This is a genomic window from Mesorhizobium vachelliae, from assembly GCF_033977325.1.
Lineage (GTDB): Bacteria > Pseudomonadota > Alphaproteobacteria > Rhizobiales > Rhizobiaceae > Mesorhizobium > Mesorhizobium vachelliae.
Genome location: NZ_JAVIIR010000014.1, coordinates 130,979 through 156,082 on the forward strand (window position 1 = coordinate 130,979; position 25,104 = coordinate 156,082).

General features: G+C 64.3%; 26 protein-coding genes. 12 read left to right on the forward strand and 14 right to left on the reverse strand.

Going from position 1 to position 25,104, the window contains the following annotated elements; genetic code table 11:
- Nucleotides 1-7: 7 nt before the first annotated feature.
- From RFM41_RS26025 to RFM41_RS26035, 3 genes are all read right to left on the reverse strand, one after another.
- A complete protein-coding gene (locus RFM41_RS26025; protein WP_320252105.1) occupies nucleotides 8-565 on the reverse strand; it encodes a fasciclin domain-containing protein in 558 nt (185 codons plus the stop codon).
- 206 nt (nucleotides 566-771) lie between these two features.
- Nucleotides 772-1,488: an anti-sigma factor gene (locus tag RFM41_RS26030; RefSeq protein WP_320252301.1), complete on the reverse strand. Its 717-nt coding sequence runs from the start codon at nucleotides 1,486-1,488 to the stop codon at nucleotides 772-774.
- Nucleotides 1,485-2,024 carry a sigma-70 family RNA polymerase sigma factor gene (locus RFM41_RS26035; RefSeq protein WP_041003574.1) on the reverse strand — a complete coding sequence of 180 codons (540 nt, stop codon included), beginning with the start codon at nucleotides 2,022-2,024 and terminating at the stop codon, nucleotides 1,485-1,487. The genes RFM41_RS26030 and RFM41_RS26035 overlap by 4 nt, the downstream gene beginning before the upstream one ends.
- Nucleotides 2,025-2,174: 150 nt before the next feature.
- Here RFM41_RS26035 and RFM41_RS26040 point away from each other — a divergent pair, with 150 nt between their 5' ends.
- Together RFM41_RS26040 and argB are read left to right on the forward strand one after the other, a co-directional pair.
- The gene (locus tag RFM41_RS26040) at nucleotides 2,175-3,671 is read left to right on the forward strand and encodes an amidase (protein ID WP_320252102.1); all 1,497 of its coding nucleotides are present in this window, start codon (nucleotides 2,175-2,177) and stop codon (nucleotides 3,669-3,671) included.
- A gap of 111 nt (nucleotides 3,672-3,782) precedes the next feature.
- Complete coding sequence (gene argB, locus RFM41_RS26045) at nucleotides 3,783-4,676, forward strand: acetylglutamate kinase (protein ID WP_320252100.1); 894 nt, start codon at nucleotides 3,783-3,785, stop codon at nucleotides 4,674-4,676.
- A gap of 55 nt (nucleotides 4,677-4,731) precedes the next feature.
- Here the strand turns inward: argB and bchE are convergent, their stop codons facing one another.
- Complete coding sequence (gene bchE / locus RFM41_RS26050) at nucleotides 4,732-6,285, reverse strand: magnesium-protoporphyrin IX monomethyl ester anaerobic oxidative cyclase (protein WP_320252098.1); 1,554 nt, start codon at nucleotides 6,283-6,285, stop codon at nucleotides 4,732-4,734.
- A gap of 149 nt (nucleotides 6,286-6,434) precedes the next feature.
- Entirely contained in the window at nucleotides 6,435-6,911 is a 477-nt protein-coding gene (locus RFM41_RS26055) for an Lrp/AsnC family transcriptional regulator (protein WP_127883232.1), read from the reverse strand.
- 135 nt (nucleotides 6,912-7,046) lie between these two features.
- On the opposite strand from RFM41_RS26055, the gene phhA reads away from it, so the two are divergent.
- A complete protein-coding gene (gene phhA / locus RFM41_RS26060; RefSeq protein ID WP_320252094.1) occupies nucleotides 7,047-7,883 on the forward strand; it encodes a phenylalanine 4-monooxygenase in 837 nt (278 codons plus the stop codon).
- 79 nt (nucleotides 7,884-7,962) lie between these two features.
- Here phhA and RFM41_RS26065 read toward each other — a convergent pair whose 3' ends face one another.
- The 4 genes from RFM41_RS26065 to RFM41_RS26080 all read right to left on the reverse strand — a co-directional run bounded on the left by RFM41_RS26065 (nucleotide 7,963) and on the right by RFM41_RS26080 (nucleotide 11,103).
- Entirely contained in the window at nucleotides 7,963-8,331 is a 369-nt protein-coding gene (locus tag RFM41_RS26065) for a MarR family winged helix-turn-helix transcriptional regulator (protein WP_320252092.1), read from the reverse strand.
- A 77-nt stretch (nucleotides 8,332-8,408) separates the two neighbouring features.
- A complete protein-coding gene (locus tag RFM41_RS26070) occupies nucleotides 8,409-9,626 on the reverse strand; it encodes an NAD(P)/FAD-dependent oxidoreductase (RefSeq protein WP_320252300.1) in 1,218 nt (405 codons plus the stop codon).
- A gap of 13 nt (nucleotides 9,627-9,639) precedes the next feature.
- Nucleotides 9,640-9,954: a Rieske (2Fe-2S) protein gene (locus RFM41_RS26075; RefSeq protein ID WP_320252090.1), complete on the reverse strand. Its 315-nt coding sequence runs from the start codon at nucleotides 9,952-9,954 to the stop codon at nucleotides 9,640-9,642.
- Nucleotides 9,955-9,996: 42 nt separating this feature from the next.
- Nucleotides 9,997-11,103: a fatty acid desaturase family protein gene (locus RFM41_RS26080; RefSeq protein WP_320252088.1), complete on the reverse strand. Its 1,107-nt coding sequence runs from the start codon at nucleotides 11,101-11,103 to the stop codon at nucleotides 9,997-9,999.
- A 188-nt stretch (nucleotides 11,104-11,291) separates the two neighbouring features.
- Between RFM41_RS26080 and RFM41_RS26085 the strand changes: the two genes are divergently transcribed.
- The 8 genes from RFM41_RS26085 (at nucleotide 11,292) to RFM41_RS26120 (ending at nucleotide 20,056) form a co-directional block, all read left to right on the forward strand.
- Nucleotides 11,292-12,323 carry a LacI family DNA-binding transcriptional regulator gene (locus tag RFM41_RS26085; protein ID WP_320252087.1) on the forward strand — a complete coding sequence of 344 codons (1,032 nt, stop codon included), beginning with the start codon at nucleotides 11,292-11,294 and terminating at the stop codon, nucleotides 12,321-12,323.
- A gap of 357 nt (nucleotides 12,324-12,680) precedes the next feature.
- A complete protein-coding gene (locus RFM41_RS26090) occupies nucleotides 12,681-13,622 on the forward strand; it encodes a sugar ABC transporter substrate-binding protein (protein ID WP_320252086.1) in 942 nt (313 codons plus the stop codon).
- A gap of 109 nt (nucleotides 13,623-13,731) precedes the next feature.
- Nucleotides 13,732-14,808 (forward strand): ABC transporter permease, encoded by a 1,077-nt coding sequence (locus RFM41_RS26095; protein WP_320252085.1) that lies wholly within the window; start codon nucleotides 13,732-13,734, stop codon nucleotides 14,806-14,808.
- 2 nt (nucleotides 14,809-14,810) lie between these two features.
- Nucleotides 14,811-15,581, forward strand: coding sequence for an ATP-binding cassette domain-containing protein (locus tag RFM41_RS26100; protein ID WP_095768022.1), 771 nt, complete (start codon nucleotides 14,811-14,813; stop codon nucleotides 15,579-15,581).
- 81 nt (nucleotides 15,582-15,662) lie between these two features.
- Entirely contained in the window at nucleotides 15,663-16,652 is a 990-nt protein-coding gene (gene iolG / locus RFM41_RS26105) for an inositol 2-dehydrogenase (protein WP_320252082.1), read from the forward strand.
- A 122-nt stretch (nucleotides 16,653-16,774) separates the two neighbouring features.
- Nucleotides 16,775-17,662 carry a TIM barrel protein gene (locus RFM41_RS26110; RefSeq protein ID WP_320252080.1) on the forward strand — a complete coding sequence of 296 codons (888 nt, stop codon included), beginning with the start codon at nucleotides 16,775-16,777 and terminating at the stop codon, nucleotides 17,660-17,662.
- Between the two features lie 29 nt (nucleotides 17,663-17,691).
- On the forward strand, nucleotides 17,692-18,486 hold the full coding sequence (locus RFM41_RS26115) for an SDR family oxidoreductase (RefSeq protein ID WP_320252078.1): 795 nt from the start codon (nucleotides 17,692-17,694) through the stop codon (nucleotides 18,484-18,486).
- 478 nt (nucleotides 18,487-18,964) lie between these two features.
- Nucleotides 18,965-20,056: a 3-deoxy-7-phosphoheptulonate synthase gene (locus tag RFM41_RS26120; RefSeq protein ID WP_320252076.1), complete on the forward strand. Its 1,092-nt coding sequence runs from the start codon at nucleotides 18,965-18,967 to the stop codon at nucleotides 20,054-20,056.
- 21 nt (nucleotides 20,057-20,077) lie between these two features.
- Here the strand turns inward: RFM41_RS26120 and RFM41_RS26125 are convergent, their stop codons facing one another.
- Nucleotides 20,078-20,713, reverse strand: coding sequence for a LysE family translocator (locus RFM41_RS26125; protein WP_320252074.1), 636 nt, complete (start codon nucleotides 20,711-20,713; stop codon nucleotides 20,078-20,080).
- A gap of 126 nt (nucleotides 20,714-20,839) precedes the next feature.
- Between RFM41_RS26125 and RFM41_RS26130 the strand changes: the two genes are divergently transcribed.
- The gene (locus tag RFM41_RS26130) at nucleotides 20,840-21,526 is read left to right on the forward strand and encodes a helix-turn-helix transcriptional regulator (protein ID WP_320252071.1); all 687 of its coding nucleotides are present in this window, start codon (nucleotides 20,840-20,842) and stop codon (nucleotides 21,524-21,526) included.
- A gap of 41 nt (nucleotides 21,527-21,567) precedes the next feature.
- Here RFM41_RS26130 and RFM41_RS26135 read toward each other — a convergent pair whose 3' ends face one another.
- From RFM41_RS26135 to RFM41_RS26150, 4 genes are all read right to left on the reverse strand, one after another.
- Entirely contained in the window at nucleotides 21,568-22,368 is an 801-nt protein-coding gene (locus RFM41_RS26135; protein WP_320252069.1) for a class I SAM-dependent methyltransferase, read from the reverse strand.
- A 141-nt stretch (nucleotides 22,369-22,509) separates the two neighbouring features.
- Nucleotides 22,510-23,046, reverse strand: coding sequence for a GNAT family N-acetyltransferase (locus tag RFM41_RS26140; RefSeq protein ID WP_320252067.1), 537 nt, complete (start codon nucleotides 23,044-23,046; stop codon nucleotides 22,510-22,512).
- Nucleotides 23,046-23,351 carry a type II toxin-antitoxin system TacA family antitoxin gene (locus tag RFM41_RS26145; RefSeq protein ID WP_320252065.1) on the reverse strand — a complete coding sequence of 102 codons (306 nt, stop codon included), beginning with the start codon at nucleotides 23,349-23,351 and terminating at the stop codon, nucleotides 23,046-23,048. Before RFM41_RS26145 ends, RFM41_RS26140 begins: the two co-directional genes overlap by 1 nt.
- A 92-nt stretch (nucleotides 23,352-23,443) precedes the next feature.
- Nucleotides 23,444-24,550 carry a LacI family DNA-binding transcriptional regulator gene (locus RFM41_RS26150; protein ID WP_320252064.1) on the reverse strand — a complete coding sequence of 369 codons (1,107 nt, stop codon included), beginning with the start codon at nucleotides 24,548-24,550 and terminating at the stop codon, nucleotides 23,444-23,446.
- Between the last annotated feature and the right edge of the window lie 554 nt (nucleotides 24,551-25,104).

Below are 25,104 nucleotides of genomic sequence, written 5' to 3' on the forward strand. Positions count from 1 at the left end.
CGCTTTGTTACATCTTCGGCAAGAGAACCTTGTCGATGACGTGGATGACGCCGTTCGACTGGCGGACATCGGCGATGGTGACGTGGGCGACATTGCCGTTCTCGTCGGTCACGGTGACCTTGCCGTTCTGCGCCTTCAGCGTCAGCTCGCAGCCGCCGACGGTCTTGACCTGGTGCGCGCCGCCATCGGCCTTGGCCATCTTGGCGACATCGGCGGCCAGCGCCTTGGCGGCGATGACATGGCAGGTGAGCACCTTGGTCAGCTTGTCCTTGTTCTCGGGCTTGAGCAGCGTGTCGACCGTGCCGGCGGGCAGCGCCGCGAAGGCCTCGTTGGTCGGCGCGAAGACGGTGAAGGGGCCGGCGCCCTGCAGCGTGTCGACCAGGCCGGCTGCCTTGACGGCGGCGACCAGCGTGGTGTGGTCCTTCGAATTGACGGCGTTCTCGATGATGTTCTTCTTGGCATACATCGGCGCGCCGCCGACCATCGGATTGGCGGCGTAGGCAACGGCGCCGAGCACCGAAAGGCCGAGCGTAGAGGCAAGCAAAAGGGTGGCGAGTTTGCGCATTTTATCAGTCTCCTCGGGTTGTTTTTCCCGTCCTTGGGAACGCGAGGAGATACGGTCTTGAAAAAAGTTAGTTTCACGAAGGTCGATAGATTTTTTCTTCGACCGATCTATTTCGTTCTCCCCGCTCGTGACGACAGCAGCCTCTATCCTCCCGGTAAAGGCCGGATATAGACTTTCATTAGACTTTTAGAATGTGCCGCCTGGGATCAGATGCCCTTCAGGTCACCGGCGGCGACGACCGGACCGGTCGGCTGGCCGGTCGGCGAACCGCCCGAAGGTTCGAGGCTGACGGCGAGCACGGCGCCCTGCGCGAGCTTCTGCTGGACAGCCGGGGTCACCGCCATGCGTGCGGTCGGGCCCGCGGGGATGACGCCCATCGAGACCGGCGCGTTCTTGCCTTCGATCATCCACAGCTCGAAGTCCTTGCCGGCGCCATGGTCGCCAGAGACCAGCGACAGTCCGACCTCGCGGCGGGCGGCGTCATAGACGGCAAGATATTTGACGCTGCTGTTGTCGGCGGCGAGCGACGCGACCAGCCTGGTCGCGGGCTGCGGCGCCGGTGGATTGACGTAAGGCACGGCGACATAGATGGCCAATGCGGCAATGGCCGCGGCGGCAAGGCCGCGCCAGAAGGCAAGGCTCGTCCACAGACTGCCCCCGGGCACCGTGGACGCGGACGACGCAAACAGTCGCCGGTCGATCGCCGCCTTGACCGAAGCCGGCGGCTCGACCGCGGCATAAGCGGCGGCCATCGGGGCGAAGCGGACCTCCCAGGCATCGACCAGGCGGGCGAATGCCGCCTCCGTATCGATGCGGCGGGACGCGACCTGGCGTTCGTCGGCGGGCAGGACGCCGAGAACATATTCGGCGGCGAGCAGGTCGTCGCCTCCACGTTCCGGTCCGTTGTCTTCCGCCAGCGTCATCTTTCCAGGCATTCTCTCAGTTTGAGCAGGCTTCGCCGCAGCCAGGTCCGCATCGTGTTCAGCGGAACCTTGAAGCGCTCCGCCAGCTCGGCATAGCTTTCGCCGCTCAGATAGGCGCCCCGGACGGCCGCCGCCCGGTCTTTCTCCAGTTCGTCGAGGCAATGGTGGATGCGTTCGGTCTCGCCGCCCGCCACAGCCATCGCCTCAGGTCCCGGCGTCGGATCGGCGACGTCGAGGGCTGCGTCGATGTTGGCGGAAGGGCTGCGCCGCGCCCTGATGCGATCGATCGCATGGTTGCGCGCAATGGCCACCAGCCAGGAAATCGGGCTCAGATCGGAAACGGCGAAACGATCCGCTTTCGTCCAGATCTTGACGAAGACTTCCTGCAACGCTTCTTCCGCATCTCCCCGGTCCCTCAAGACACGAAGGCAGACGCCGAAAAGTTTCCCGCTGGTCTGCTTGTAAAGCAGATCGAACGCAGCCCGGTCCTTCATCGAAGTCCGGACGATCAGCTTGCTGATGTCCTGCGGCGCCATGGCGGCAAATTAGAAGATTGCGATTGAATTGCAACGGGCGCTGAAGGCGTTGTCCACCAAGGGGTGTGGGCCGGTCCGGCGCAGCCCGCACCTGCGTCGTTGCCAAGCGAATAGGACGCCGCTAGCCTCGTCAAAAATCGGGGGATGCGGATGTCGATCGAGCGCGTGCTTTGGGAGCAGGATGCGACAGGGCTTGGCGAGCTCGTGCATCGGGGCGAGATCGCCCCGCAGGAACTCGTCGACGCGGCGATCGCGCGCGCCGAAGCGACAAGGCCGGACATCAACGCCATTGCCACGCCGCTTTACGACGCGGCGCGGGCACGGGCGAAGACCGTCGACCGCACGCTGCCGCTGGCCGGCGTGCCCTTCGCGCTCAAGGATCTCGGCATCGGCCTCAAAGGCGTGCCGATCCATGGTGGCAGCCGCATCCCGCCCTTCACGGCCGATTTCAACTCGGTGATGGTCGAGCGCTATCTCGCCGCCGGCCTGATCCCGATCGCCACCTCCACCTCGCCCGAGCATGGGCTGAGGCTGATGACGGAATCGGCCCGCTTCGGCATCACCCGCAACCCCTGGAACACCGGCCACACCACGGGCGGCTCGTCCGGCGGCGCCGCCGCGCTGGTAGCAGCGGGCGTCGTGCCGGCGGCGCACGCCTCCGACGGCGGCGGCTCGATCCGCGTGCCCTCGGCCTGCAGCGGGCTGGTGGGCTTGAAGACCTCGCGCGGCCGCGTGCCGCTGACGCCGCTCGTCAGTGAGAGCTGGTACGGCATGGTCGTCGACCACGCCGTCAGCCGCTCGGTGCGCGATACCGCGCTTCTGCTCGACCTCACCCACGGCGCCGATCCGCTTTCGCCCTACGCGGCGCGCGCGCCGCAGGGTTTCTTCGCGGTCGCCGCGGCGCGCGACCCGGGCAAGCTCAGCCTCGCCGTCTACCGGAAATCGCCGCTCGGCCTGCCGATCTCGGCCGAGACGCTTGCGGCGCTCGACACCGCGGTGGCGCTGGCGCGCGAAGGCGGCCACGCGGTGGAGGAGATCGACCTGCCTTTCATCGGCCGCGACTTCATCGCCGATTTCTGCAAGACGGTCGCTTCCGCCGTCGCCGGCACGATGCGGGGTGAAGCGCAGCGCGTCGGCCGCCCGGTGACCGGCGAGGTCGAGCGCGCGACGCGTGTGCTCGCCCGTCTCGGCGAAATGCTGTCCGCCGGCGAGGTCTATGAGGGCGTGCAACGGCTCAACGCCACGGCGCGGCGGCTGATCGAAGAGACGGCCCGCTATGACGCCGTGCTGATGCCGATCATCGCACATCCGCCTCTGGCTTGCGGTTCGATGGACCCGAAGGGCGCCGACGAGTTCATCGAGAACCTGCTCGACAAATTGCATCTCACCCGCCTGCTCAAGGTCAAGGCGCTGTTCGGCCAGTTGATGGACAAGAGCCTGTGGTTCACGCACTGGCCGGCGATCCAGAATGTCAGCGGCCAGCCTTCGATCGCGCTGCCGGTGCATGTTACCAAAGCCGGCCTACCGCTGGGCATCCAGGCCGCCGGCCGGCCGGGCGACGAGGAGACGCTTCTGTCCTTCGCGGCGCAGATGGAAAAGCTTTCGGAATGGCTGAAGCGGCGCGCGCCGCTCAAGGCGCCGGGCTGATCTGGAACTCACCGCCGCAGATTTCATCATTGTGACCGCAAAGCCGTTTGCGACCTGCGGCAATTCCCGCTAAGACCCCGCCGTCCTTTCCTAGAAGCCGGGATCACATCGATGACGGACATCGCCGCCAACGCCGAAATGCAGGCCGCGCTGCTCTCACGCGCGCTGCCTTACATGCAGCGCTACGAGAACAAGACGGTGGTGGTGAAATATGGCGGCCATGCCATGGGCGATACCGAGCTCGGCAAGGCGTTCGCCCGCGACATCGCGCTGCTGAAACAGTCCGGCGTCAACCCGATCGTCGTGCATGGCGGCGGGCCGCAGATCGGCGCCATGCTTTCCAAGATGGGTATCGAATCCAAATTCGAGGGCGGCCTGCGCGTCACCGACCAGAAGACGGTCGAGATCGTCGAGATGGTGCTGGCCGGCTCCATCAACAAGGAGATCGTGGCGCTGATCAACGCCGAAGGCGAGTGGGCGATCGGGCTCTGCGGCAAGGACGGCAACATGGTGTTCGCCGAGAAGGCGCGCAAGACCATGATCGACCCGGATTCCAACATCGAGCGGGTGCTGGATCTCGGCTTCGTCGGCGAGCCGGTCGAGGTCGACCGCACGCTGCTCGACCTTCTGGCGCGCTCGGAGATGATCCCGGTGCTGGCGCCGGTGGCGCCTGGCCGCGACGGCCACACCTACAACATCAACGCCGACACGTTCGCCGGCGCCATCGCGGGCGCCTGCCGCGCCTCGCGCCTCTTGTTCCTCACCGACGTGCCGGGCGTGCTCGACAAGAACAAGAAGCTGATCGACGAGCTGACGGTCGCCGAGGCCAAGGCGCTGATCAAGGACGGCACGGTTTCTGGCGGCATGATCCCGAAGGTCGAGACCTGCATCGAGGCGATCGAGCGCGGCGTGGAAGGCGTCGTCATCCTCAACGGCAAGACGCCGCATTCGGTGCTGCTCGAGCTCTTCACCGAGCACGGCGCCGGTACGCTGATCGTTCCGTGACAAGGGCAGGCAAGCTCACCGTTTTCGCAAACGGTGAGCTGCCATGATCAGCCGGCTAATCTTCTTCGCTCCGCACGGGCTGATCTCCTATGACAGGCACCTTTCGGGCCGGACGCCGGACGACCATCGATTCCTCCTCGGCGTCCTGCGGCGCGCCCCAGAATTCGGCGAGCGTCGGGCCATTCGTGACGCGGCCGTCGCGAGCCAGAAACCCCCAGACCTCGCGGAACCAGACGCGACGGCCCATCTTGGTGTACCAGCGCATCGAATGGCGCTGCTCCGGGTCGGGGTGGAACAGGATGCGCGCCAGCGCCTTCGGGCGCGACTGCACGGCAACTTCGATCAGCTTGACCGCGAAGAACAGCATCCAAGGCTTCAGCCGGGTCATGTGCAGCACCTGGTGCTTGTAATCCCAGAGACGGACGTCCTTCTGGATTACCTTGCGGTCGCGCGCGATGCGGAAGAACGGCGTCCAGCGATGCGGCGTGACATAGAGCGCCTGGATCTGGTCGGGATCGTAGGCGATGAGCTGGCGGAAGCCGTGCCAGAGATCGCGCAAGGTCTCGTCCTCGAAGCCGGCGACCCAGGTCGCCATCGACAATATGCCGTGCCGGCGCAGCAGCTGGATCGCCTCGCGGTCGGACTTGACGCTGCCGCCCTTGCGGATCAGCGACAGCGTCTCCTCGTCGGTGTTTTCCATGCCGAGCAGCCAGCGAATGATTCCGGCCTTGCGATAGAGATGCAGGATATCGGCATCGCGCACGATGTCGTCGGCGCGGGTCGAGCCGACGATCAGCACCGGCACGTTCTCGGCGATCATGGCGTCGAGGAAGGCGCGCCAGGCCTTCTTCGAGGAGGTCGGGTTCTCGTCTGCCAGGTTGATCAGCTCGACGCCGTGCTCGCGATGGAGCCAAGCGATCTCCTTGGCGAATTTGACCGGGTCGCGGTAGCGCCAGCGGGTCCAGAAGCCGCGCTGGCCGCAATAGTTGCACAGATGCGGGCAGCCGCGCGAGAACTGCATGACCACCGCCTGCTTGCCGCCCCAATAAGAGTAGCGGCGATGATCGATCAGCTCCCAGCCGACACGATAAGCATCGAGATCAGCGATGGTCATGGCCGGCTGCGTCGCGACCGGACGGCCGCAATCGTCGCGATAGGCGATGCCGGCGACGCTCGCCACCGGCTGGCGCATCTCGATCGCCTCGACCAGCGCCGTCGCGGTCGCCTCGCCCTCGCCGCGCACGATGAAGTCGAAGGCGTCGGCCGCGGCGAGGATGTCGCGCCAATGATAGGTCGGAAAGACGCCGCCATAGATGACGATGACACCCGGCGCGCGGGCCTTGATCATTTCGGCGATACGCAAGGCCGTCGGATGCGCCGAGGTCGAGCCGGAATGGCCGATCAGCACGAAATCCGGATCATCTCCCAAGGCCTCATCGACAAGCATTGTGAGCGGCATCGGCCCGAATTCGGCATCGACCAGGCGCACCCGATGTCCAGAATCGATCAGCGGTCCGCCGATCGCCAGGAGGCCGAGCGGCGGCAGATGATCGTCGGGCACGCGGCTGCCGATGGCCGTGTGCGGTGGATTGATCAGCACGATGTTCATGGCGGACCTCCAGTTGGTCCGCCTGTGCTAGCCGCCGATGCCGAAGCCGCCTTGGCGCGGTTCAGCAGTTTCCACGCAGCTTTTCGGGAGAAGTTTGTTTTGAAGCAATTCCGGACGGAAAACCGCTTCACACCTTTCCTGGAATTGCTTTAGCGCCGCAGATGACTGAGCGGCACGTGGCCTGGGCCCTTGATGTTCTGCAGCACCAGCTGGGTGTGGACGTCGCGCACGCCGGGCAGCCGCATCAATCGGTGCATGACGAAGGCGTTGAGATCGTCGACCGACGGCACCATGACATGCAGCAGGAAATCGTGGTCGCCGGTCATCGTCCAGCAGGACGAGACCTCGTCCATGCGCTGCACGGCGGCGATGAAGCTTTCGGGCGAGCCGTCGCTGTGGCTGACCAGCCGCACCTGGATGAACACCTCGACGGTGAGCCCCACGGCGCGGCGGCTGAGCACCGCGGCAAAGCCCTTGATGATGCCGGTTTCCTGCAAGGCCTCGAAGCGCCGCGCGCAAGGGGTGGTCGACAGGCCGATCTCCTGCGCCAGCTCCGAGACGGGCTTGCGGCCATCGCGCTGCAGAATGTCGAGCATCCTTATCTCGAAATCATCGAACTGAGGCATGTCTTCTCGATCTCACGTTGATCTGAGTGCTTTTACCTCAAAATCCACGAGCGAGCTACGAACAAGGCTGATTTGCCTCAGCGACCGTCCCTAAACTTACCCTCACGATCCGCGGATCACGATCTTGAGGAGGATATGATGACGATCAGTGTTGCCGATTACGCCGCCGAATGCGCGGCGCAGGGCCTTCGCGGCGACTATTCGGTGTGCCGCAGCGATTTCACCGTGGCGCAGGGCTACGACTATTCCGCCGAGGAACAGGCGGTGTGGCGTACGCTGTGCGACCGCCAGACGAAGCTGACCCGGAAGCTTGCGCACCATTCCTATCTGGATGGCGTCGCCGCGCTCGGCCTGCTCGACAGGATTCCCGATTTCGACGAGATCAGCGAAAAGCTCGCCAGGCTGACTGGCTGGGAAATCGTCGCGGTGCCGGGCCTGATCCCGGCCGGCCCGTTCTTCGACCATCTCGCCAACCGGCGCTTCCCCGTGACCAACTGGCTGCGGACGAAAAAGGAGCTCGACTACATCGTCGAGCCGGACATGTTCCATGATTTCTTCGGCCATGTGCCGATCCTGACCCAGCCGGTGTTCGCCGATTTCATGCAGATGTATGGCGAGAAGGCCGAGGACATGATCGCGCTTGGCGGCGACGAGATGATCACGAGGCTTTACTGGTACAGCGCCGAATACGGCCTCATCCAGGAGGCCGGCCAGCCGGTGAAAGCCTTCGGCGCCGGGCTGATGTCGTCCTTCACCGAGCTGCAATTCGCGGTCGAGAGCCAGGACGCCCACCATGTGCCGTTCAAGCTCGAGACGGTGATGCGCACCGGCTATGAGATCGACAAGTTCCAGCGCGCCTATTTCGTGCTGCCGTCCTTCGATGCGCTGCGCGATGCTTTCGCCGATGGCGATCTCGCCGGCATCGTGGGGCGGTTCAAGGGTCAGCCGGTGCTGGACCCGGCGACGATCTGAGGTCGGTTTTCGCCCAACCGACGCTTCAGGGCGGTTCAGCTGCCGGCGTGCGGCTGGGCCGCTTTGACCTTTTTGCCGATCAACTCGTTTTGTCGGGCTCGGCCTTGATCCTGGCCAGCTGCTCGCTCTGCAGGTCGAGAGCGGCGTTGACGAAGCGGAGCACAGTCTCAAGCTCGGTATCGCTGAAGCTCGCCACCACCTTCTCGCCCTCCCGCGCGATCGTGCCGTAATAGCGCTCCGACAGCTCCCTGGTCTGTTTGGTCGCCTCGATCACCACCTTGCGCCGGTCCTCCAGGCTGCGGGTCCGGGTGACGTAGCCGCGCGCCTCCAGCCGGTCGGTCAAGGCCGTCACCGCCGCCGGCGTCAGCCCGGTCGCCGCCGCCACGGCGCCCGCCGATTGCAGCCCCGAATAGAGCAGGCCCAGGCAATGCCGCTCGGCGACGATCAACCCAAGCCGCGCCCCCAGCGTAGCCGAGACCGAGAGAGCATCACATGCGATTCCCCTGCTCCACAAAAAAGGCAAACTCACGCCGCCAGCAGCGACTTCAGCTTGACCGCTTGCGAGCCGAGCGCCTCCGGCGCCGGCGCCGCTCGCCTGGCGATCAGCATTTCCGCCAGGCGGATATCGCGCGCCACCGCGTTGCCGGGGCCGATGCCGCTGGCTGCAACCAGCCTGCCATCGTCGGCCAGATGGAACAGGATGAAGGCGCCGTCGTCGAGGTCGCGCCGCACGATGCTTTTGCCTTCGTCCGACAGCCCGGCGATCTGAAGCGTGAGGCCATACTGATCCGACCAGAACCACGGCACGGCGGCATGCGCCTCATCGGCGTCCAGCATGTTCTTGGCGGCAAGCGCGCCCTGTTCCTGCGCGTTGCGCCAGGCCTCGAGACGCACGCGCCGGCCGCCATAGACCGCGAGCGGGAACGAGCAGCAATCGCCGGCGGCGAAGATATCCGGGTCTGTCGTGCGCAAATGCTCGTCCACGGCAATGCCATTGTCGATGGCAAGGCCCGCCTCGGCGGCTAGCGCCGTCACCGGCACGGCGCCGATGCCGATCACCGCGAGATCGGCGAGGATCCTCTGACCGTCGGCCAGCGTGATGCCGACTTCCTTGCCGTGATCGGCGATCGCGGCGATCCCCTGACCGGTGCGGATCGAAACACCCTCAACCTCATGCGCCTTGTGGATGATTTCGGCGATCTCGGCCGGCACGCCGCGCATCAGGATGCGCGGCTGCGCTTCGATGACGGTGACCGTGGCGCCGAGCTTGCGCGCCGAGGCGGCAAGCTCCAGGCCGATGAAGCCGCCGCCGATGATGGCGACGCGGTTTTCCGGGTTGAGATGGGCGCGGATGGCCAAAGCGTCGTTGAAGGTCCTGAGATAAACGCAGAGGCCCCCGAGCCCCGGCATCGGCAGCTTGCGCGGCACGGAGCCGGTGGCCAGCAAAAGCTTTTCATATGGCAGGGAGGATCCGTCCGACAGCTGCACGGTATGGGCTGCACGGTCGATCGCGACGGCCCGGACGGAATGGACGTGATTGATCGAGCGTTCGGCGAAGAGCTCGTCGGTGGCGATCGCCTTGATGGCGGGAGCCTCTCCGGTCATCGCTTCCTTGGACAGCGGCGGCCGTTCGTAAGGCAGGTGCGGCTCGTCGCCGACCAGCGTCACCGGCCCTTCGTAGCCGAGATCGCGCAGAGCGAGCGCCGCGCGTCCGCCGCATTCGCCTGCCCCGATGATCACCATCCCCGCCATTATCTCACCCGATCTGGATCAGGACTTTTCCGGCATCGACCTTGACCGGATAAGTCTTGAGGTTGACGCAGACCGGCGCGCCGCGCGCGTCGCCGGTCTTGTAGTTGAAGCGGCCATTGTGCTTGGGGCATTCGATGATGTCATCCATCACCAGCCCGTCGGCCAGATGCACCTTTTCATGCGTGCACAGGCCGTCGGTCGCGAAATATTCGTCGTCCGGGCTGCGGTAGACGGCGAAGGTACGGCCGCCATGGTCGAACCGCATCACGTCCTCTTCGTCGATGTCTCCGGCCGCGCAGGCCTCGACCCAGTCGCTCATCTTGTCCTCCGCAAAAATCGATTGGTTAAGCTCTTCGGCGGCTCACTCGGCCGCGGCCGCCACCGGATTGTCGTTGTGCAGTTCTTCCCGGTAGGGCTTCGCCGTCGGCGGTAGCGCGCGCTTGAGGAAATAATCCTCGTTGCGCAGCTGGCGCAGGAAGGCCGGGATCATCTCGCGATAGCCGGCCAGGATCGACGGCGTCGGCGCCGGCAAATCGTGCTTGATCATCTCATGCAGCTTCGGCAGCGCGTGATAAGGCACCATCGGGAACATGTGATGCTCCACATGGTAGTTCATGTTCCAGTAGATGAACCGGCTGATCGGATTCATGTAGACGGTGCGGCTGTTGAGCCGATGGTCGACGACATTGTCGGCAAGCCCGCCATGCTGCAGCAGGCCGGTCATGACGTGATGCCAGGCGCCATAGAGGCGGGGCAGGCCGACCAGCATCAGCGGCAGCCAGGAATGCAGGTAGAGGGCCAAGGCGATGGTCGCGAGATAGATCGCGAGCCAGATGCGGGCCACGCGGATCGCCTTCGGCTGCTCTTGCTCGGGAATGAAGGTCTTTTCAGCGGCGCTGATGACGCCGGCGGCATTGCGCACCATGTCGGCCATCGCGTGCCAGGCGTCGAGGATGCCGAAGAAGTTCAGCACCACGCGCAGCAGGTCCGGCGGCCGCATGACGGCGATCTCCGGGTCGCGGCCGACGATGATCGTGTCGGTGTGGTGGCGCGTGTGGCTCCAGCGCCAGGTCACCGGGTTGCGCATGATCATGAAGCAGGCGAGCTGGTAGACGGCGTCGTTCATCCACTGCGTGCGGAAAGCCGTGCCGTGGCCGCATTCGTGCCAGCGGGAATCGGTCGAAGAGCCGTAGAGGGTGCCGTAGACGAAGAAGAACGGCACGCACCACCAGCTGCCCCAGAACCAGATACCGCCCGCGGCGCTGACGACGAAAGCCGCCAGCCAGATGATGGTGTCGCGGATCGCCGGCTGGTCCGAGCGCTGCATCAGCTCCTTCATCTGCTTGCGCGGGATTTCGGTGTGATACCACTCGGCCGCGGCCAGGCCGTTCTCCACCGCGAGCCTGGCGTCTCGCCCGGTCAGGCTGTAGTCGCGCGGCGACGCCGCCGAAGACGTTATTGCCGTCATTGGGGTTCCTCCGCCAGCGCTTGGCGAACCGCCTCGACCATGCAGGGCTCGCGCATCGCTGACTTTCGGCTTCAGCATAGCCGCAAGGTCTGATAGTCTCAACATCACAAAGATAGTTTCTATCATTTCCTATCAGAATGAGATATCTTGAATCGGATATCCGGAGTCGGGCAAGCGAGGAAGCATTCATGGCAAAGCGGCCGACCATCACCGATCTCGCGCGCGTCTCGGGCGTAAGCGTCGCCACCGTCGACCGGGTGCTGAACAGCCGCCTGCCGGTGCGCGAGGAGACGGCGCGCCGGGTCTACGACGCCGCCACCGAGATCGGTTATCACGCGGCCGGGCTGATCAAGCAGCGCATGCGCCAGGAATTGCCGGAATACCGGCTCGGCTTCCTGCTGCTCAGGGGCAATGATGTCTTCTACAGCGATTTCGCCAAGGAGCTCGAGCTGGCAGTCGCCCAGTCGCAGCGCTTCCGCGGCGTTGCGACGGTCGACTTCGCCGCTTCGCTGGCGCCTGACGAGATCGCCGCCCAGATGCGCAGCCTGGCGGCAAAATCCAGGGCCATCGCCGTTGTCGGCCCGGACCATCCCAACCTCACGGCGGTGGTCGAGGCGCTGAAGGCGAGGGGGCAGCCGGTCTTCTCGCTGTTGTCGGATTTTGCCGCCGGCATCCGCGAGGGCTATGTCGGTCTCGACAACCGCAAGGTCGGGCGCAGCGCGGCCTGGATGATCGCCAAGGCCGCCAGGAAGCCGGGCAAGGTCGCGCTCTTCGTAGGCAGTCACCGCTTCCACGGCCATGAGCTGCGCGAGATCGGCTTCCGCTCTTTCTTCCGCGAGCATGCGCCGGACTTCACCGTGATGGAGACGCTGGTCAACCTCGAGGCCAATGACGTGACGCACGACGCCATGATCGACCTCCTGGCGCGCCATCCCGATCTTGCCGGCTGCTACGTTGCCGGCGGCGGCATGGAAGGCGCGGTCTCGGCGCTGAGGACGACCAAGCCGACCGAGATGCCGGTCGTCATCTGCAACGAAATCAACGCCGTCTCGCGCGCCGCACTTGCCGACAACATCCTCACCATGGTGATCTCGACGCCGCTCGCCGCGCTCTGCCGGGAGCTCGTCGGGCTGATGGCCCACGCCATCGAAAGCGGCGCCGCCAATGCGCCGGGGCAGACCTTCCTGCCCTTCGACATCTATCTGCCGGAAAACATCTAGACCCCGGAGCAACGGGACCGCCTTGAAAGAATCCATCAGCCTGATGGATTCTTTCAAGGCGGTTTGCCGCGATTCTGGCCCACGCGATCGACCATCGCGGTCTTTGTAGCGCCGATAGTGATCGAAAAACCGGCCGCCCCGGTCGGAATCGCCCTTGACGTTTCCGAAACGAAATGGAATAAATATTTCACGAACTAGGCCTTTTGGTCCTTTCGTTCCGGAGCGTCTGTTCGAACGGAGGAAGAGGCGTTCCAGCCGAATTGGCGACGCCGCATGGCCGCAGGGAGAGATTCCCCGGGCAAACCGGGGATTCCGGTTCAAATGGGTGCAGCCGGACACCAAGTGGAGGAGAATAAAATGAAGAAACTTCTTTTGGGCGTCGCGCTTTCGGCGCTGATGTGTTCATCCGCCTTCGCCGCCAAGATCGGTGTTTCGATGGCGCGTTTCGACGACAACTTCCTGACCGTGCTGCGCAACGGCATGATCGCCCAGGCCAAGGGCATGAGCGGCGTCGAGCTTCAGGTCGAGGACGCGCAGAACGACGTGGCCAAGCAGCTCGACCAGATCAAGAACTTCGCCGCTTCGGGCGTCGACGCCATCATCGTCAACCCGGTCGACACCTCGGCCACCCAGGCGATGTCGGACGCGGCCGCCGCGGCCAAGATCCCGCTGGTCTATGTCAACCGCCAGCCGGTCAATGTCGACACATTGCCGGACAATCAGGCCTTCGTCGCTTCGAACGAAGCCGAGTCCGGCACGCTCGAGACCAAGGAAGTCTGCCGCCTGTTCAAGGAAGCCGGCAAGAAGGAAGCCAATGTCTATGTGATCATGGGCGAGCTTTCCAACCAGGCCGCGGTGCAGCGTACCAAGGACATCGATGAAGTGATCGCCACGCCGGATTGCAGCTTCATCAAGATCATCGACAAGCAGACCTCGAACTGGCAGCGCGACCAGGCGCAGAACCTGATGACCAACTGGCTGTCGGCCGCCAAGCAGTTCGATGGCGTCATCGCCAACAACGACGAAAGCGCCATCGGCGCCATCCAGGCGATGAAGGCCGCCAACATCGACATGAAGACCATGATCGTCGGCGGTGTCGACGCCACCCAGGACGCGCTGGCCGCCATGCAGGCAGGCGACCTCAAGGTGACGGTGTTCCAGGACGCGGCCGGCCAGGGCGCCGGTGCGCTCGATGCGGCGCTGAAGCTCGCCAAGGGCGAGAAGGTGGAACACAAGGTCTATATCCCGTTCCAGCTCGTCACGCCGGCGAACATCGACAAGTTCTTGAAGAAGAACTGAGGCGACCCGATACGGGGCGGCGCATCCAATAGGAACAACTGCGCCGCTCCGCCCTTCCTCCCGCCCGCTCGGGAGGCAGGACAAGCGCGCCCCGACGGAGGAAGAAGACGTGTCACAGACATCGCATGGCATTGGCGGATTGAGTTATGACGCCAAGAAGCGCCCATGGCCGGCCGAATTCAACGTGTTCCTGGCGCTCGTCATCCTGGTCGGCCTGTTCGAATTGATTGGCCGGGTCTTCCTCGGCGACAGTTTCCTGTTCAATACCCGCCCGAACGTCAACGCGATCTTCAACGAGCAGCGCCTGCAGATCATCATCCTGCAGGTATCGATCGTCGGCATCATCGCCATCGGCGTCACCCAGGTCATCATCAGCGGCGGCATCGACCTGTCTTCAGGCTCGGTCGTCGGCGCCACCGCCATGATCGCCATGAGTTTCGCCCAGGTGGCGACGGTCAATGGCAACCCCAACCCCAAGGCCATGTTCCTTACCTATGGCTGGATCGATCTGCCGGTTATCGTGCCTTTGCTCGTCGCCATAGGTTGCGGCCTGATCGCCGGCCTGGTCAACGGCATGTTGATCGCCTACACCCGCATCCCGCCCTTCATCGCCACGCTCGGCATGATGGTCACCGCGCGCGGCATCGCCAAATGGTGGTCCAAGGGCGAGCCGATCTCGTTTCCGACCGACAGCTTCGCCGCGATCGGCAAGGGGCTGATGCCCGTCGTCATCTTCATTTCGCTGGCGATCCTGTTCCAGCTCATCCTGACCTACACGAAATACGGCAAGCACTGCTACGCCATCGGCTCCAACGAGGACGCCGCACGCATGTCCGGTATCAAGATCGCCAACCACAAGGTGCTGGTCTACGTCATCGCCGGCATCCTCGCCTCGCTTGCAGCGGTGGTGCTCTGCTCCAAGAACCTCACCGCGCAGTCCGGCATGGGCGTGATGTATGAGCTCGACGCCATCGCCATGGCGGTCATCGGCGGCGTCTCGCTCTCGGGCGGTCGCGGGTCTATCATCGGCACCGTGATCGGCTCGTTGATCTTCGGCGTCATCATCTCCGGCTTCACCTTCCTGCGCCTCGACGCCTACTACCAGGAGATGGTCAAGGGCGTGATCATCGTCGGCGCGGTCGTTCTCGATCAATGGCGCCAGCGCCGCCGCGCGATAGGAGCTTGACCATGTCCGACATCGTTCTGAAGACCGAGAACCTCACCAAGCACTATGGCGGCGTGCATGCGCTGCAGGAGGCCAACTTCGAGCTGCGCAAGGGCGAGCATGTCGCCATCATGGGCGACAACGGCGCCGGCAAGTCGACCTTCGTGCGCCAGATCACCGGTGTCGAGCAGCGTACCGACGGCAAGATCTGGTTCGACGGCAAGGAAGTGAACTTCGCCGGCCCGATCGAGGCGCGCGAGGCAGGCATCGAGACCGTGTTCCAGAACCTTGCTCTGGCCGACGACCTCGACGTGCCGTCCAACCTCTTCCTCGGCCGCGAGAAGGTGCTGTTCAACCTCGGTCCCTTCTCCATCCTGGACCGTAAGGCGATGCGCAAGGCCACCGAAGCGGCGCTTGTCCGCACGGCGGTGAAGATCCCCAACCTCTCCAGCACCATCCGCCACATGTCGGGCGGCCAGCGCCAGTGCGTGGCGATCGCCAGGACCGCGACCTTCGCCTCCAAGCTGATCATCATGGACGAGCCGACGGCGGCGCTCGGCGTGCAGGAGACGGCGCAGGTCGAAAACATCATCCGCACGCTGAAGGAAAACGGCGAGCCGCTGATCCTGGTCAGCCACAACATGCGCCAGGTGTTCGACCTGGTTGACCGCATCGTCGTCTTCCGCCGCGGCCGTATCGTCGCGAATCTGCGCAAGCAGGATACCGACGGCAACGACATCGTCGCCTACATCACCGGCGCCAAGACCGGACAGGCGGAGCTTCAGGCCGCCTGACGAGGCGCCACGACGGGACCCACCAATCGTCCGCGCCAGAAGGCGCGGACATCTTTCAGAACCGCCCTCAAAGGACATTCCATGACACTCCGCTTCGCTCTTCTCGGCGCCGGCCGCATCGGCAAGGTGCATGCCCGCGCCGTCGCCTCCAACCCGCAGGCCAAGCTGGTGGCCGTGGCCGATGCCTTCGAGAAAGCGGCGACGGAGCTGGCCTCCGCTTATGGCGCCGAAGTCCGCACCATCGACGCCATCGAGAAGGCCAAGGACATCGACGCCGTCATCATCTGCACGCCGACCGACACCCATGCCGACCTGATCGAGCGTTTCGCCAAGGCCGGCAAGGCGATCTTCTGCGAGAAGCCGATCGATCTCTCCGTCGAGCGGGTCGAGAAATGCCTGGCCGTGGTCGAGAAGACCGGAGCCACGCTGATGGTCGGCTTCAACCGCCGCTTCGACCCGCATTTCGCCGCCGTGCGCAAGGCGATCGACGACGGCGCCATCGGCACGGTCGAGATGATCACCATTACGTCGCGCGATCCCGGCGCCCCGCCGCTCGACTATATCGCCCGCTCGGGCGGCATTTTTCGCGACATGACCATCCACGACTTCGACATGGCGCGCTTCCTGCTCGGCGAAGAGCCGGTTGCGGTGAGCGCCCATGCCTCTGTGCTGGTCGACAAGAAGATCGGCGACGCAGGCGATTTCGACTCGGTCAGCGTCATCCTCGAAACCGCCTCCGGCAAGCAGGCCGTCATCTCCAACTCGCGTCGCGCCACCTATGGCTACGACCAGCGCATCGAGGTGCATGGCTCCAAGGGCATGGTCGCGGCCGAGAACCAGCGTCCAGTGTCGATCGAGCTCGCCAACGACAAGGGCTACACCCGCCCGCCGCTGCACGACTTCTTCATGACCCGCTACATCGACGCCTACGCCAACGAGATCGCGTCTTTCATCGCCGCGGCAACCGCGGGCAAGAAGGCGGCGCCGAGCGGCAAGGACGGGCTCGTTGCGCTGAAGCTGGCCGACGCCGCGCTGAAATCGGCCAAGACGGGCAAGACAGTGTCGATCTAGAGCAATTCCAGGAAAAGTGTGTAACGGTTTTCCGTCCGGAATTGCGTGAAAACAAAGAGTTAGAACGGTTCGGCGGTTCCGTGAAACGCTGAACCGCTCTAGGATATCGGCTGAGAAATACGATGACCGCGCAACTGAAGTTCTCGCTGAACCACATGGCGACGCCCAGACTTGACTGCCGGGCGTTCCTCGATCTCGCCGCCTCTCTTGGCTGTATCGGTGTCGAACTTCGCAATGACCTGGCCGAGAAGAAACTGTCCACCGCCGCATTTTTCGACGGTGAAGCGCCGACCGTCATAGGCGGCTACGCGCGATCGAAAGGGCTTCGGCTTCTCGGATTGTCGGAAGCTTACGGCTTCAACGCATGGTCCGATGGAATGCGCGCAAAAGTGCAGATGCTGATCGACCAGGCCGCGCAAGCTGGCGCCGAGTCGATCAGCCTCATCCCGCGCAACGATGCGCCGCAATATGCGGCGGGCGAGCGCGATGAGGCGCTGCGACGCTCGCTCGGTGAAATACTGCCGATGCTGGCAAGCGCCGGTCTTGTCGCGCTGATCGAACCGCTCGGCTTCGTTACTTCGTCGCTGCGCCACAAGGCAGACGCCATTGCTGCGATCGAGGCTGTTGGAGGGGAGGCGCATTACAAACTCGTGCACGATACCTTCCACCATCACCTCGCGGATGAGCGCGACGTCTTCCCGGCATATACCGGCATTGTCCACATCTCTGGCGTCGTCGATCAGGGGTTGCGCACCGAGCAGATGCAGGACGGGCATCGGATACTCGTCGACGACGGGGACCGGCTGGGCAATGTCGACCAGATACGAGCTTTGCTGGACAACGGCTATGCCGGCGCGTTCTCGTATGAGCCGTTCTCAACAGAGGTCCATCGGCTGGCAAACCCAGCCGAAGCGATCGGCAGCAGCATGGACTTCATCCGCGGCAGTCTTGAGGCCGCTGGGCAGCTCGCGGATGCGGCGTCAGGCAAGACCGTCCGCCTCGACAAGTAAGAACTGGAACTCGACCCAGGAGCTGAGCGATGAGCACATCAGCCGATCGCAATAAGAAGACTCGCGCCATCGTCACCGGCGGCGCGCAAGGCATCGGCTTTGCCGTCGCCGAGGTCTTGGCCGACGAGGGCTGCAAGGCACTGGCGCTGATCGGCCGCTCGCAGGAGAAGGGCGACAAGGCCGTTGCCCATTTCAGGAAGCTCGGCGTCGATACGATCTTCATCAGCGCCGACGTCGCCAAGGTCGCTGACTGCAAGCGCGCCGTGGCCACGGCAATCTCGCATTTCGGCACCATCAACGCGCTGGTCAACGCCGCCGCCACCTCGGCGCGCGGTTCGCTGGTCGAAACATCCGAGGAGACCTTCGACCAGATCTTTCAGACCAATGTGCGCGGCCCGTTCTTCCTGATGCAGGGCGTGGTGGCGCATCTCCTGGAAACGAAAGCGCCGGGCTCGATCGTCAATGTCCTGTCGATGGCGGCGCATTGCGGCCAGTCCTTCCTGGCGCCTTATTCCTCCAGCAAGGGCGCGCTGGCGACGCTGACCAAGAATGTCGCCAACGCCTATCGCTTCAACCGTATCCGCTGCAACGCCGTGCTGCCCGGCTGGATGGACACCGAAGGCGAGAACGTCGTGCAGAAGAAATGGCACGGCGCGTCGGACGACTGGCTGGCAAAGGCCGAGGCCGGCCTGCCGATGGGCCAACTCGTCAAGCCGGCCCAACTGGCACGGCTGATCACCTACATGCTGAGCCCGCAGGCCGGCGTCATGACCGGATCGCTAGTGGATTATGATCAGAATGTTGCGGGGACTTCGCCGGAGTAGCACCGGCGAGTCTGGCGGAAACGCCCATCGCTTCGTCATCCACGGGCGGAGCAAGGAGCGCAGCGACGCAGCGCAGACCCGAGGATCCATGCCGCGACTTTCGCGCGTTGCTACGGTGCAGAATTCTGCTCCGCTGCGCTCTTCGCCTGGCGTCACGGAATGGATCCTAGGGTTTCCGCCACGTCGCTTCGCGACTGCTCCACCCTAGGATGACGAAGTTCGGGAGGCTTCGGCCAATCGCGAACGGGTTGGACGATACTTCCTCGTCGTCACCCCCGTGACAAACGCCTCCGCTTCCACTATATGACCCGCATGATCCACCTGACCGCCTCGTTTTGGTACTTTAGCTACGGTAGCTCGCTGGCGGCGGGAGGATTGCGCTCGATCTGAAAAACTCCAGATCAAAATCCGACAAGCCGCCAGACCTGGCGGCTTTTTTGTTTCAGCCGGCAGGTCTCCTAAACAGGAGCAGAAAGCCGTGTTGACCACCACAGACGACCTTCGGGTCAAGGAACTCAAGGTCCTGAGCACGCCGGACGACGTGATGCGCGAGATACCGCGCTCGCTCACGGCGACGCGTACCGTTGCCGCCTCGCGCAACGCCATCCATTCCATCCTCACGGGGGCCGACGATCGACTGGTAGTCATCGTCGGCCCTTGTTCCATCCACGATCCGGTCGCCGCCGTGGACTACGCCAGCCGTCTGGCGGCGCTGCGCGAGGCCCTGGCCGACCGGCTCGAGATCGTCATGCGCGTCTATTTTGAGAAGCCGCGCACCACGGTCGGCTGGAAGGGTCTCATCAACGATCCCGACCTCGATGGCAGCTTCAACATCGACAAGGGCTTGCGCATGGCGCGCAACGTGCTCTCGGCCGTCAACAATCTCGGCCTGCCGGCCGCGACCGAATTCCTCGACATGACGACGCCGCAATACATCGCCGACCTCGTCGCCTGGGGCGCCATCGGCGCGCGCACCACCGAAAGCCAGATCCATCGCGAGCTGGCCTCGGGCCTTTCCTGCCCGGTCGGCTTCAAGAACGGCACCGACGGCAATCTTCGGATCGCCGGCGAGGCGGTGAAGTCGGCCGCCCAGCCGCATCATTTCATGGCGGTAACCAAGGGCGGCCGCAGTGCCATCGCAGCGACCACCGGCAACGAGGATTGCCATGTCATCCTGCGCGGCGGCATCACGCCGAACTATGACGCCGCAAGCGTCGAGGCCGCCGCTGCCGAGCTCGCCCGCATCGGCGTCGCGCCGCGGCTGATGATCGATGTCAGCCACGCCAACAGCGCCAAGAAGCCGGAAAACCAGCCGAAGGTCGCGCATGACGTGGCCGGCCAGGTCGCGGCGGGCGACGAGCGCATCATCGGCGTCATGATCGAGAGCAATCTCGTCGCCGGCCGGCAGGATGTCGTGCCCGGCAAGCCGCTCGCCTACGGCCAGAGCATCACCGATGGCTGCATCGACTGGGCGACCACCGAGACCGTGCTGCACGGCCTCGCCGGCGCCGTCGAATGGCGCCGGTCGGTGAAGCGCGAGATGCTCGCGACCCGTCAGGGCGCGGCCTGAGCGGGAAAGCGAGGGCGGCGATCACGCCGCCCTCAACCCTTCCCAGGCGGTGAATATCGAAACGGCAAACAGCAGCAGCCCTGCTGCGCGGCCGGCAAATATGGTCGCTTGCGGATTGTCGACCAGCAGTCCCCGGCTGCGCCCCGCCGTAACGGCAAGTCCGCCATAGATCGCGGCCTGCGTGGCGACCGTCAGCAATCCCATGATGGTCGCCTGCATCCAGATCGGACCGTAAGCCGGCTTCAGGAATTGCGGATAGACGGCAAGGATGAAGAGATAGGCCTTCGGATTGATCAGGCAGGTGACCAACCCCTGGCGAAACGCCTTCCAGGCCGAGCGGCTGCCCGTAGGCCCGTCATCGGCGACGGTGATCGAGCTGCGCATCAGCGAAATGCCGATATAGGCCATGTAGGCGGCGCCTGCGACCAAGAGCGGTGTGAACAGCATTGGCACGAAATGCATGAGCAGGCCGACACCGATCGCTCCGTTCAGTGTGTGCACCGCCCCGCCCAGCATGATCCCGGCGGTCGCCGCCAGGCCGCGGTTGCTGCCGCCGGTCAGCGCATTGGCCAGCACGAACAGCATGTCCATGCCCGGTACGGCGATGATGCCGAACAGAAGCATGAAGAACAGCCAGAGGTTTTCGCTGTAGCTCATGTCAGTTGCCTGTTGCCGCGCCGGCGCGGGCGAAAAGGAATCTGTTGATTTTCAAGCCGGTAGGCGGCCCTATAGGTCATCCCAACTGACGAGGGTGTGTCAGTTGCGTTTCCGTCGGATGGAAAAATGCGCAAGGCCTCGCGCCTGTTCGAGATCATCCAGATCCTGCGTCTGGCCAAGAGCCCGGTGACGGCGGCGGCGATCGCCGAGCGGCTGGAGGTGACGGTTCGCTCGGTCTATCGCGACATCGCCGCCCTGCAGGCGATGCGCGTGCCGATCGAGGGCGGGCGCGGCATCGGCTATATCCTGCGCCCCGGTTTCGACCTGCCGCCGCTGATGTTTTCCATCGAGGAGATGGAGGCGATCGTGCTGTCGCTGGCCTTGCTCGAGCGCACCGGCGACGAGGAGCTCAAGCAGGCCGCGAAACGCGTCGGCGCCAAGATCGCCGGCGCCGTGCCGCCGCCTTTGCGGCAGACGCTCGACGCCAACGGCTTTGCGCCGCCGTCCGCCGCCGTCGACCTCGCGCTGGTCCGCCGCGCCATCCGCGACGAGGAGAAGCTCGACCTCTCCTATCGCGACGAGGCGGGACGGACGACCGACCGCATCATCCGTCCGGTCGCGCTGATCTATTATGCCGAGACCGCCAACATCGTCGCCTGGTGCGAACTGCGCCAGGCCATCCGCAATTTCCGCAGCGACCGCATCGAGCACTGCCGGCCGGCGGGCCTGTGGTTCAAGGGCGAAGGCGACCGGCTGCGGCAGGTCTGGGTCGACGGCTGGGAGATCAATGCCGCGACCGCCGTCGGCAACTGACGCCTTGCCGGCTCAGCGATTCTACACGCTCGACGTGAATTTCAAGGCACGATGCCGCGACAGGCCCAGGCGACATTGGCGAAGGATCGCGGCCCATCGGGCCGGCCGGCCTGATAGGCATCGCGGACGGCGGCCTCGATGCGCTTCTGCTCGGCCGCGTCCAGCGTGGTCATATATCTGCCGAGCGGGCCTTCGCCGGCGCCGATCGGCGCCCAGAAGTCGTTGAAATCCGCGTAGTCCATGCGGATCATCAGCTCGGCCTCGGTGACGTCGACGAGACCCTGCTCGACAAAGGTGCGCTTCATCTCGCCAGGCTGCATCATCGGCTGGAAGCAATAGCGGCTGCGCATCTGGCGCCCGCTTTCGCCGAGCGCCGCCATCGTATCGATTATCATGCGCATGCCGGTCATGCCGCCATAGTGGTCCCAGACCACGGCCGCGACCACGCCGCCCGGCCGCACCACGCGGCGCATCTCGGCCACCGCTTTGCCGGCTTCCGGCACGAAGTGCAGCACCAGCAGCGCCAGCGCGCGGTCGAAAGCATGATCGGCGAACGGCAGCGCCATGGCGTCGGCCTGGCCGATAGTGATACGCGGATCGCTGTTGCGTTGCCTCGCCGCCTCGACGAACACCGGCGAAAAGTCGATGGCCTGGATCTCCGCAAGCTCGGCCGACCTTGCCAGCTCGAAGGTGAGACTCCCGGTGCCGCAGCCGACATCGAGGATTTTTTCGCCGCCGGCCAGACCGGCGAAGTCGATGAACTTGGGCGCGAGCCTGCGGCTCCAGCGTCCCATCAATTGCTCATAACCGGATGCTGCATGGACGGTGAAGGTGGACGTCATCTGAGCCTCTCATTGATGAGCCTAAGCTAAACGACGGCGCAATTGCTGCATAGGCCGGGTGATCTCGTTGCCGGAGCAAGGATATCGTGGCGCGCCCGAATGTTTATGTGGGCGATCTCACACTGACTGATGGATCAGGGCTCAAATGCCCGAGAATAACGCCTGCACAGTCTCGATCGGCAGCAGCATGACTCGCTCACCCAACGGAGACGCAAGGAAGCCGTGCCGTTGATAGAAACCTACAGCGGCATCGTCGACAGCATGCGCAACTACGGCACGGACTCCGGCAATGTTCGAGACAGCGAGGCACCGCCGCAAGGCGTCCGAAAGCAGGTCTCCTCCGAGTCCTATCCCCTGGAACGTCTGATCGACCGCAAGGCGACCGATCAGGAGCAAGGGCACTTGGTCGGGCATGCCACGCCGCAGCTTTGCGCTTGGCAGCGCGATCCGTTCTTCCATCGCCGTGGAGATCGCATAGTAGCCGACGACGCGATCTCCCTTGCCCGCGTCACAGACGACATAGGTTCGGGCGGACAGTCCTTCGCCAACCATGGCCCGATTTCGCAGCCAGTCATCAAGCGAGGGATGCTTGCCGTTGTGAAATTCGGAAACGTCGTGGCTGATGGTCAGGCGTTCCGGAGCGCGGACTCGCAATCCTCCCGATTGCTCTGCAGGCATCAGCGCTCCCAGGCAGGCTTACGCGTCATACGGGTGCGCAGCTCCTCCGACGGTTTGTTCGGAGCATCAAGCAGGTCAAGAAATTCCTCGTGCGCGTCAGTATCGAGAAAGAAGGCTCGCTGGTCGAGGATGGTCTCCTCGGCCTGCTTGCGGGCACTGTCCAGCATGAACTCCGAAAGCTTCTGCCCGCGCAAACTCGCGGCTCGGTTGAGAATAGCCTTCGTTCCCGCCGAAGCGCGGATCTGAATCACGTCATCCTTGCGTGCTGAGTCGTGATTGCCGCCAGCATGACCGGACTGCGCCATCGAAGTTCTCCTGTGTCAGGACAAGATATCTAGCGACTGTCAATACAATGTCAATACACCACGAGGTTTGAAGAGGTAACCTCAGGGTATGCTCATCCCTTCGCGTCTGCGACCGACTCCCGCTCCACCAGCGGGCACTCCAGCTTGGTGATGGGGTACCGTCCGCGGCCGGGCGTCGGCGGCGTCTCCAACTGCTCGATCGCCCATTGACCCATTGCCAGATGCGGCAGGATAGAGGTGGTCAGCGGCGGGAAGAGATGGCGGGCGATCTCCTCGTCGTCATAGCCGACCACGGAAATGTCCTGCGGTATGTGCAGGCCGGCTTCCTTCAGCGCCTCGTAGCAGCCGATCGCGGTGCGGTCGTTCTGGCAGAAGATGGCGGTGGGCCGCTCCTTGAGCCCGAGCAGCTTGACCGTCGCGGCGTAGCCGGCGCTGGCCGACCAGTCGCCCTCGACCACCAGCTCGGGATCGAACGGGATATCGGCCGTGGCCAGAGCGCGGCGATAGCCTTTCAGCCGATCTTGAGCGGCCTGCATCCAGGGCTCGCCCGTGATGGTGGCGATGCGGCGATGGCCATGACTGATCAGATGCCTTGTCGCGCTCTGGCCGCCGGCGATCTCGGAGGGAACCACGGCCGGGAAGGCATAGTCGGCGGTGTAGCAGTTGAGCAGGATCACCGGGATGTCGAGGCTGTAGAGGAAATCCGGCGCGGCGATCTCGCGGGTGAAGATGGTCATGTAGATCAGCGCCGAGATGCCGCGCCTCGTCAGCGCGGAAATCGCGCGCGGCTCCATCACCGCGTCGCCCATGGTCTGCGCCACCAGAAGCACATTGCCGGCATTCCACGAGGCCTGCCGCGCGCCCTCGATGGCGACCACCGCCTCGGGGCTGGTGGCGAGCTGGTCGACCGCGAAGCCGATGACGCCGTCCAGGCCTTCGAACGGCGTCACGGGCGGCCGGAGCGCCGAAAAGACCGGCGGCGAATAACCCAGCGCCCGGGCTGCCTCGATCACACGGTCGCGTGTCTGCTGCGACAGCCTGATGCCCGGCGAATTGTTGAGCACGAACGACACCGTCGCCTGCGAGCAGCCGGCGGCGCGCGCGATGTCGGTCATGGTGACACGCCCCTTGGGCTTGGCGGCAGGCTTGCGGCGCCTGGAAGCCCCGGGAGAATCGCTGAGTTCCGTCGGTTCGCTCATGATCGTTTCCCAAACCCAGCCGGCTCTAAAGCAAAGGCCGACGGCAACGGCAAGATGGTCGAGGTCGGCGCGTTTATCGAGATTGCACCAGACTAATACATATTAGCAAGCGCGTTGGGCAAATCACCGGCTGCACCGCTTCGCGACGAAACCGGTCAGACAAGGTCAACAGTGCTGACAATTCCTGTATCTTCGGCACGGCTGCAAGCCTTGCCGCGCTCGTTCTCCTCACTCCCGGCGCGCCCTTCGACCAGCGTCTCCTCCGCTTCGAAAATACGCGCCCCGGCTTCATAACTAATACTCTTTACTAATAGCCGTTAGCGTTCTACTGTCAACTCGTCGTCTCCGTTCGGTGGCGACAGGTGCGAGGGACGCTTGCATGAAAACCGGCGGCTTCGCCGGTCTGGGCTCGGGTCCATTCTCACGAAAATGTCAGACAAATCGGACTATTTACGAAAGCCACATGAGTGTCTAGTGTCTCGACCGCGGCCGGATCGGCACCGTTCTTAAGTCGGCGGACCTTTGCGCCGCACCCTTGAGGAGGAGGGTTATCC

Coding starts and splice junctions, on each gene's coding strand:
- iolG (WP_320252082.1), top strand. CDS start 15,663: ATGACACTCCGCTTCGCTCTTCTCGGCGCCGGCCGCATCGGCAAGGTG.
- RFM41_RS26140 (WP_320252067.1), bottom strand. CDS start 23,046: ATGCCTGCAGAGCAATCGGGAGGATTGCGAGTCCGCGCTCCGGAACGC.
- RFM41_RS26075 (WP_320252090.1), bottom strand. CDS start 9,954: ATGAGCGACTGGGTCGAGGCCTGCGCGGCCGGAGACATCGACGAAGAG.
- RFM41_RS26145 (WP_320252065.1), bottom strand. CDS start 23,351: ATGGCGCAGTCCGGTCATGCTGGCGGCAATCACGACTCAGCACGCAAG.
- RFM41_RS26125 (WP_320252074.1), bottom strand. CDS start 20,713: ATGAGCTACAGCGAAAACCTCTGGCTGTTCTTCATGCTTCTGTTCGGC.
- RFM41_RS26150 (WP_320252064.1), bottom strand. CDS start 24,550: ATGAGCGAACCGACGGAACTCAGCGATTCTCCCGGGGCTTCCAGGCGC.
- RFM41_RS26135 (WP_320252069.1), bottom strand. CDS start 22,368: ATGACGTCCACCTTCACCGTCCATGCAGCATCCGGTTATGAGCAATTG.
- RFM41_RS26110 (WP_320252080.1), top strand. CDS start 16,775: ATGACCGCGCAACTGAAGTTCTCGCTGAACCACATGGCGACGCCCAGA.
- RFM41_RS26040 (WP_320252102.1), top strand. CDS start 2,175: ATGTCGATCGAGCGCGTGCTTTGGGAGCAGGATGCGACAGGGCTTGGC.
- RFM41_RS26070 (WP_320252300.1), bottom strand. CDS start 9,626: ATGGTGATCATCGGGGCAGGCGAATGCGGCGGACGCGCGGCGCTCGCT.
- RFM41_RS26035 (WP_041003574.1), bottom strand. CDS start 2,024: ATGGCGCCGCAGGACATCAGCAAGCTGATCGTCCGGACTTCGATGAAG.
- argB (WP_320252100.1), top strand. CDS start 3,783: ATGACGGACATCGCCGCCAACGCCGAAATGCAGGCCGCGCTGCTCTCA.
- RFM41_RS26100 (WP_095768022.1), top strand. CDS start 14,811: ATGTCCGACATCGTTCTGAAGACCGAGAACCTCACCAAGCACTATGGC.
- RFM41_RS26055 (WP_127883232.1), bottom strand. CDS start 6,911: ATGCCTCAGTTCGATGATTTCGAGATAAGGATGCTCGACATTCTGCAG.
- RFM41_RS26115 (WP_320252078.1), top strand. CDS start 17,692: ATGAGCACATCAGCCGATCGCAATAAGAAGACTCGCGCCATCGTCACC.
- RFM41_RS26085 (WP_320252087.1), top strand. CDS start 11,292: ATGGCAAAGCGGCCGACCATCACCGATCTCGCGCGCGTCTCGGGCGTA.
- RFM41_RS26130 (WP_320252071.1), top strand. CDS start 20,840: ATGCGCAAGGCCTCGCGCCTGTTCGAGATCATCCAGATCCTGCGTCTG.
- phhA (WP_320252094.1), top strand. CDS start 7,047: ATGATGACGATCAGTGTTGCCGATTACGCCGCCGAATGCGCGGCGCAG.
- RFM41_RS26080 (WP_320252088.1), bottom strand. CDS start 11,103: ATGACGGCAATAACGTCTTCGGCGGCGTCGCCGCGCGACTACAGCCTG.
- RFM41_RS26025 (WP_320252105.1), bottom strand. CDS start 565: ATGCGCAAACTCGCCACCCTTTTGCTTGCCTCTACGCTCGGCCTTTCG.
- RFM41_RS26090 (WP_320252086.1), top strand. CDS start 12,681: ATGAAGAAACTTCTTTTGGGCGTCGCGCTTTCGGCGCTGATGTGTTCA.
- bchE (WP_320252098.1), bottom strand. CDS start 6,285: ATGAACATCGTGCTGATCAATCCACCGCACACGGCCATCGGCAGCCGC.
- RFM41_RS26030 (WP_320252301.1), bottom strand. CDS start 1,488: ATGACGCTGGCGGAAGACAACGGACCGGAACGTGGAGGCGACGACCTG.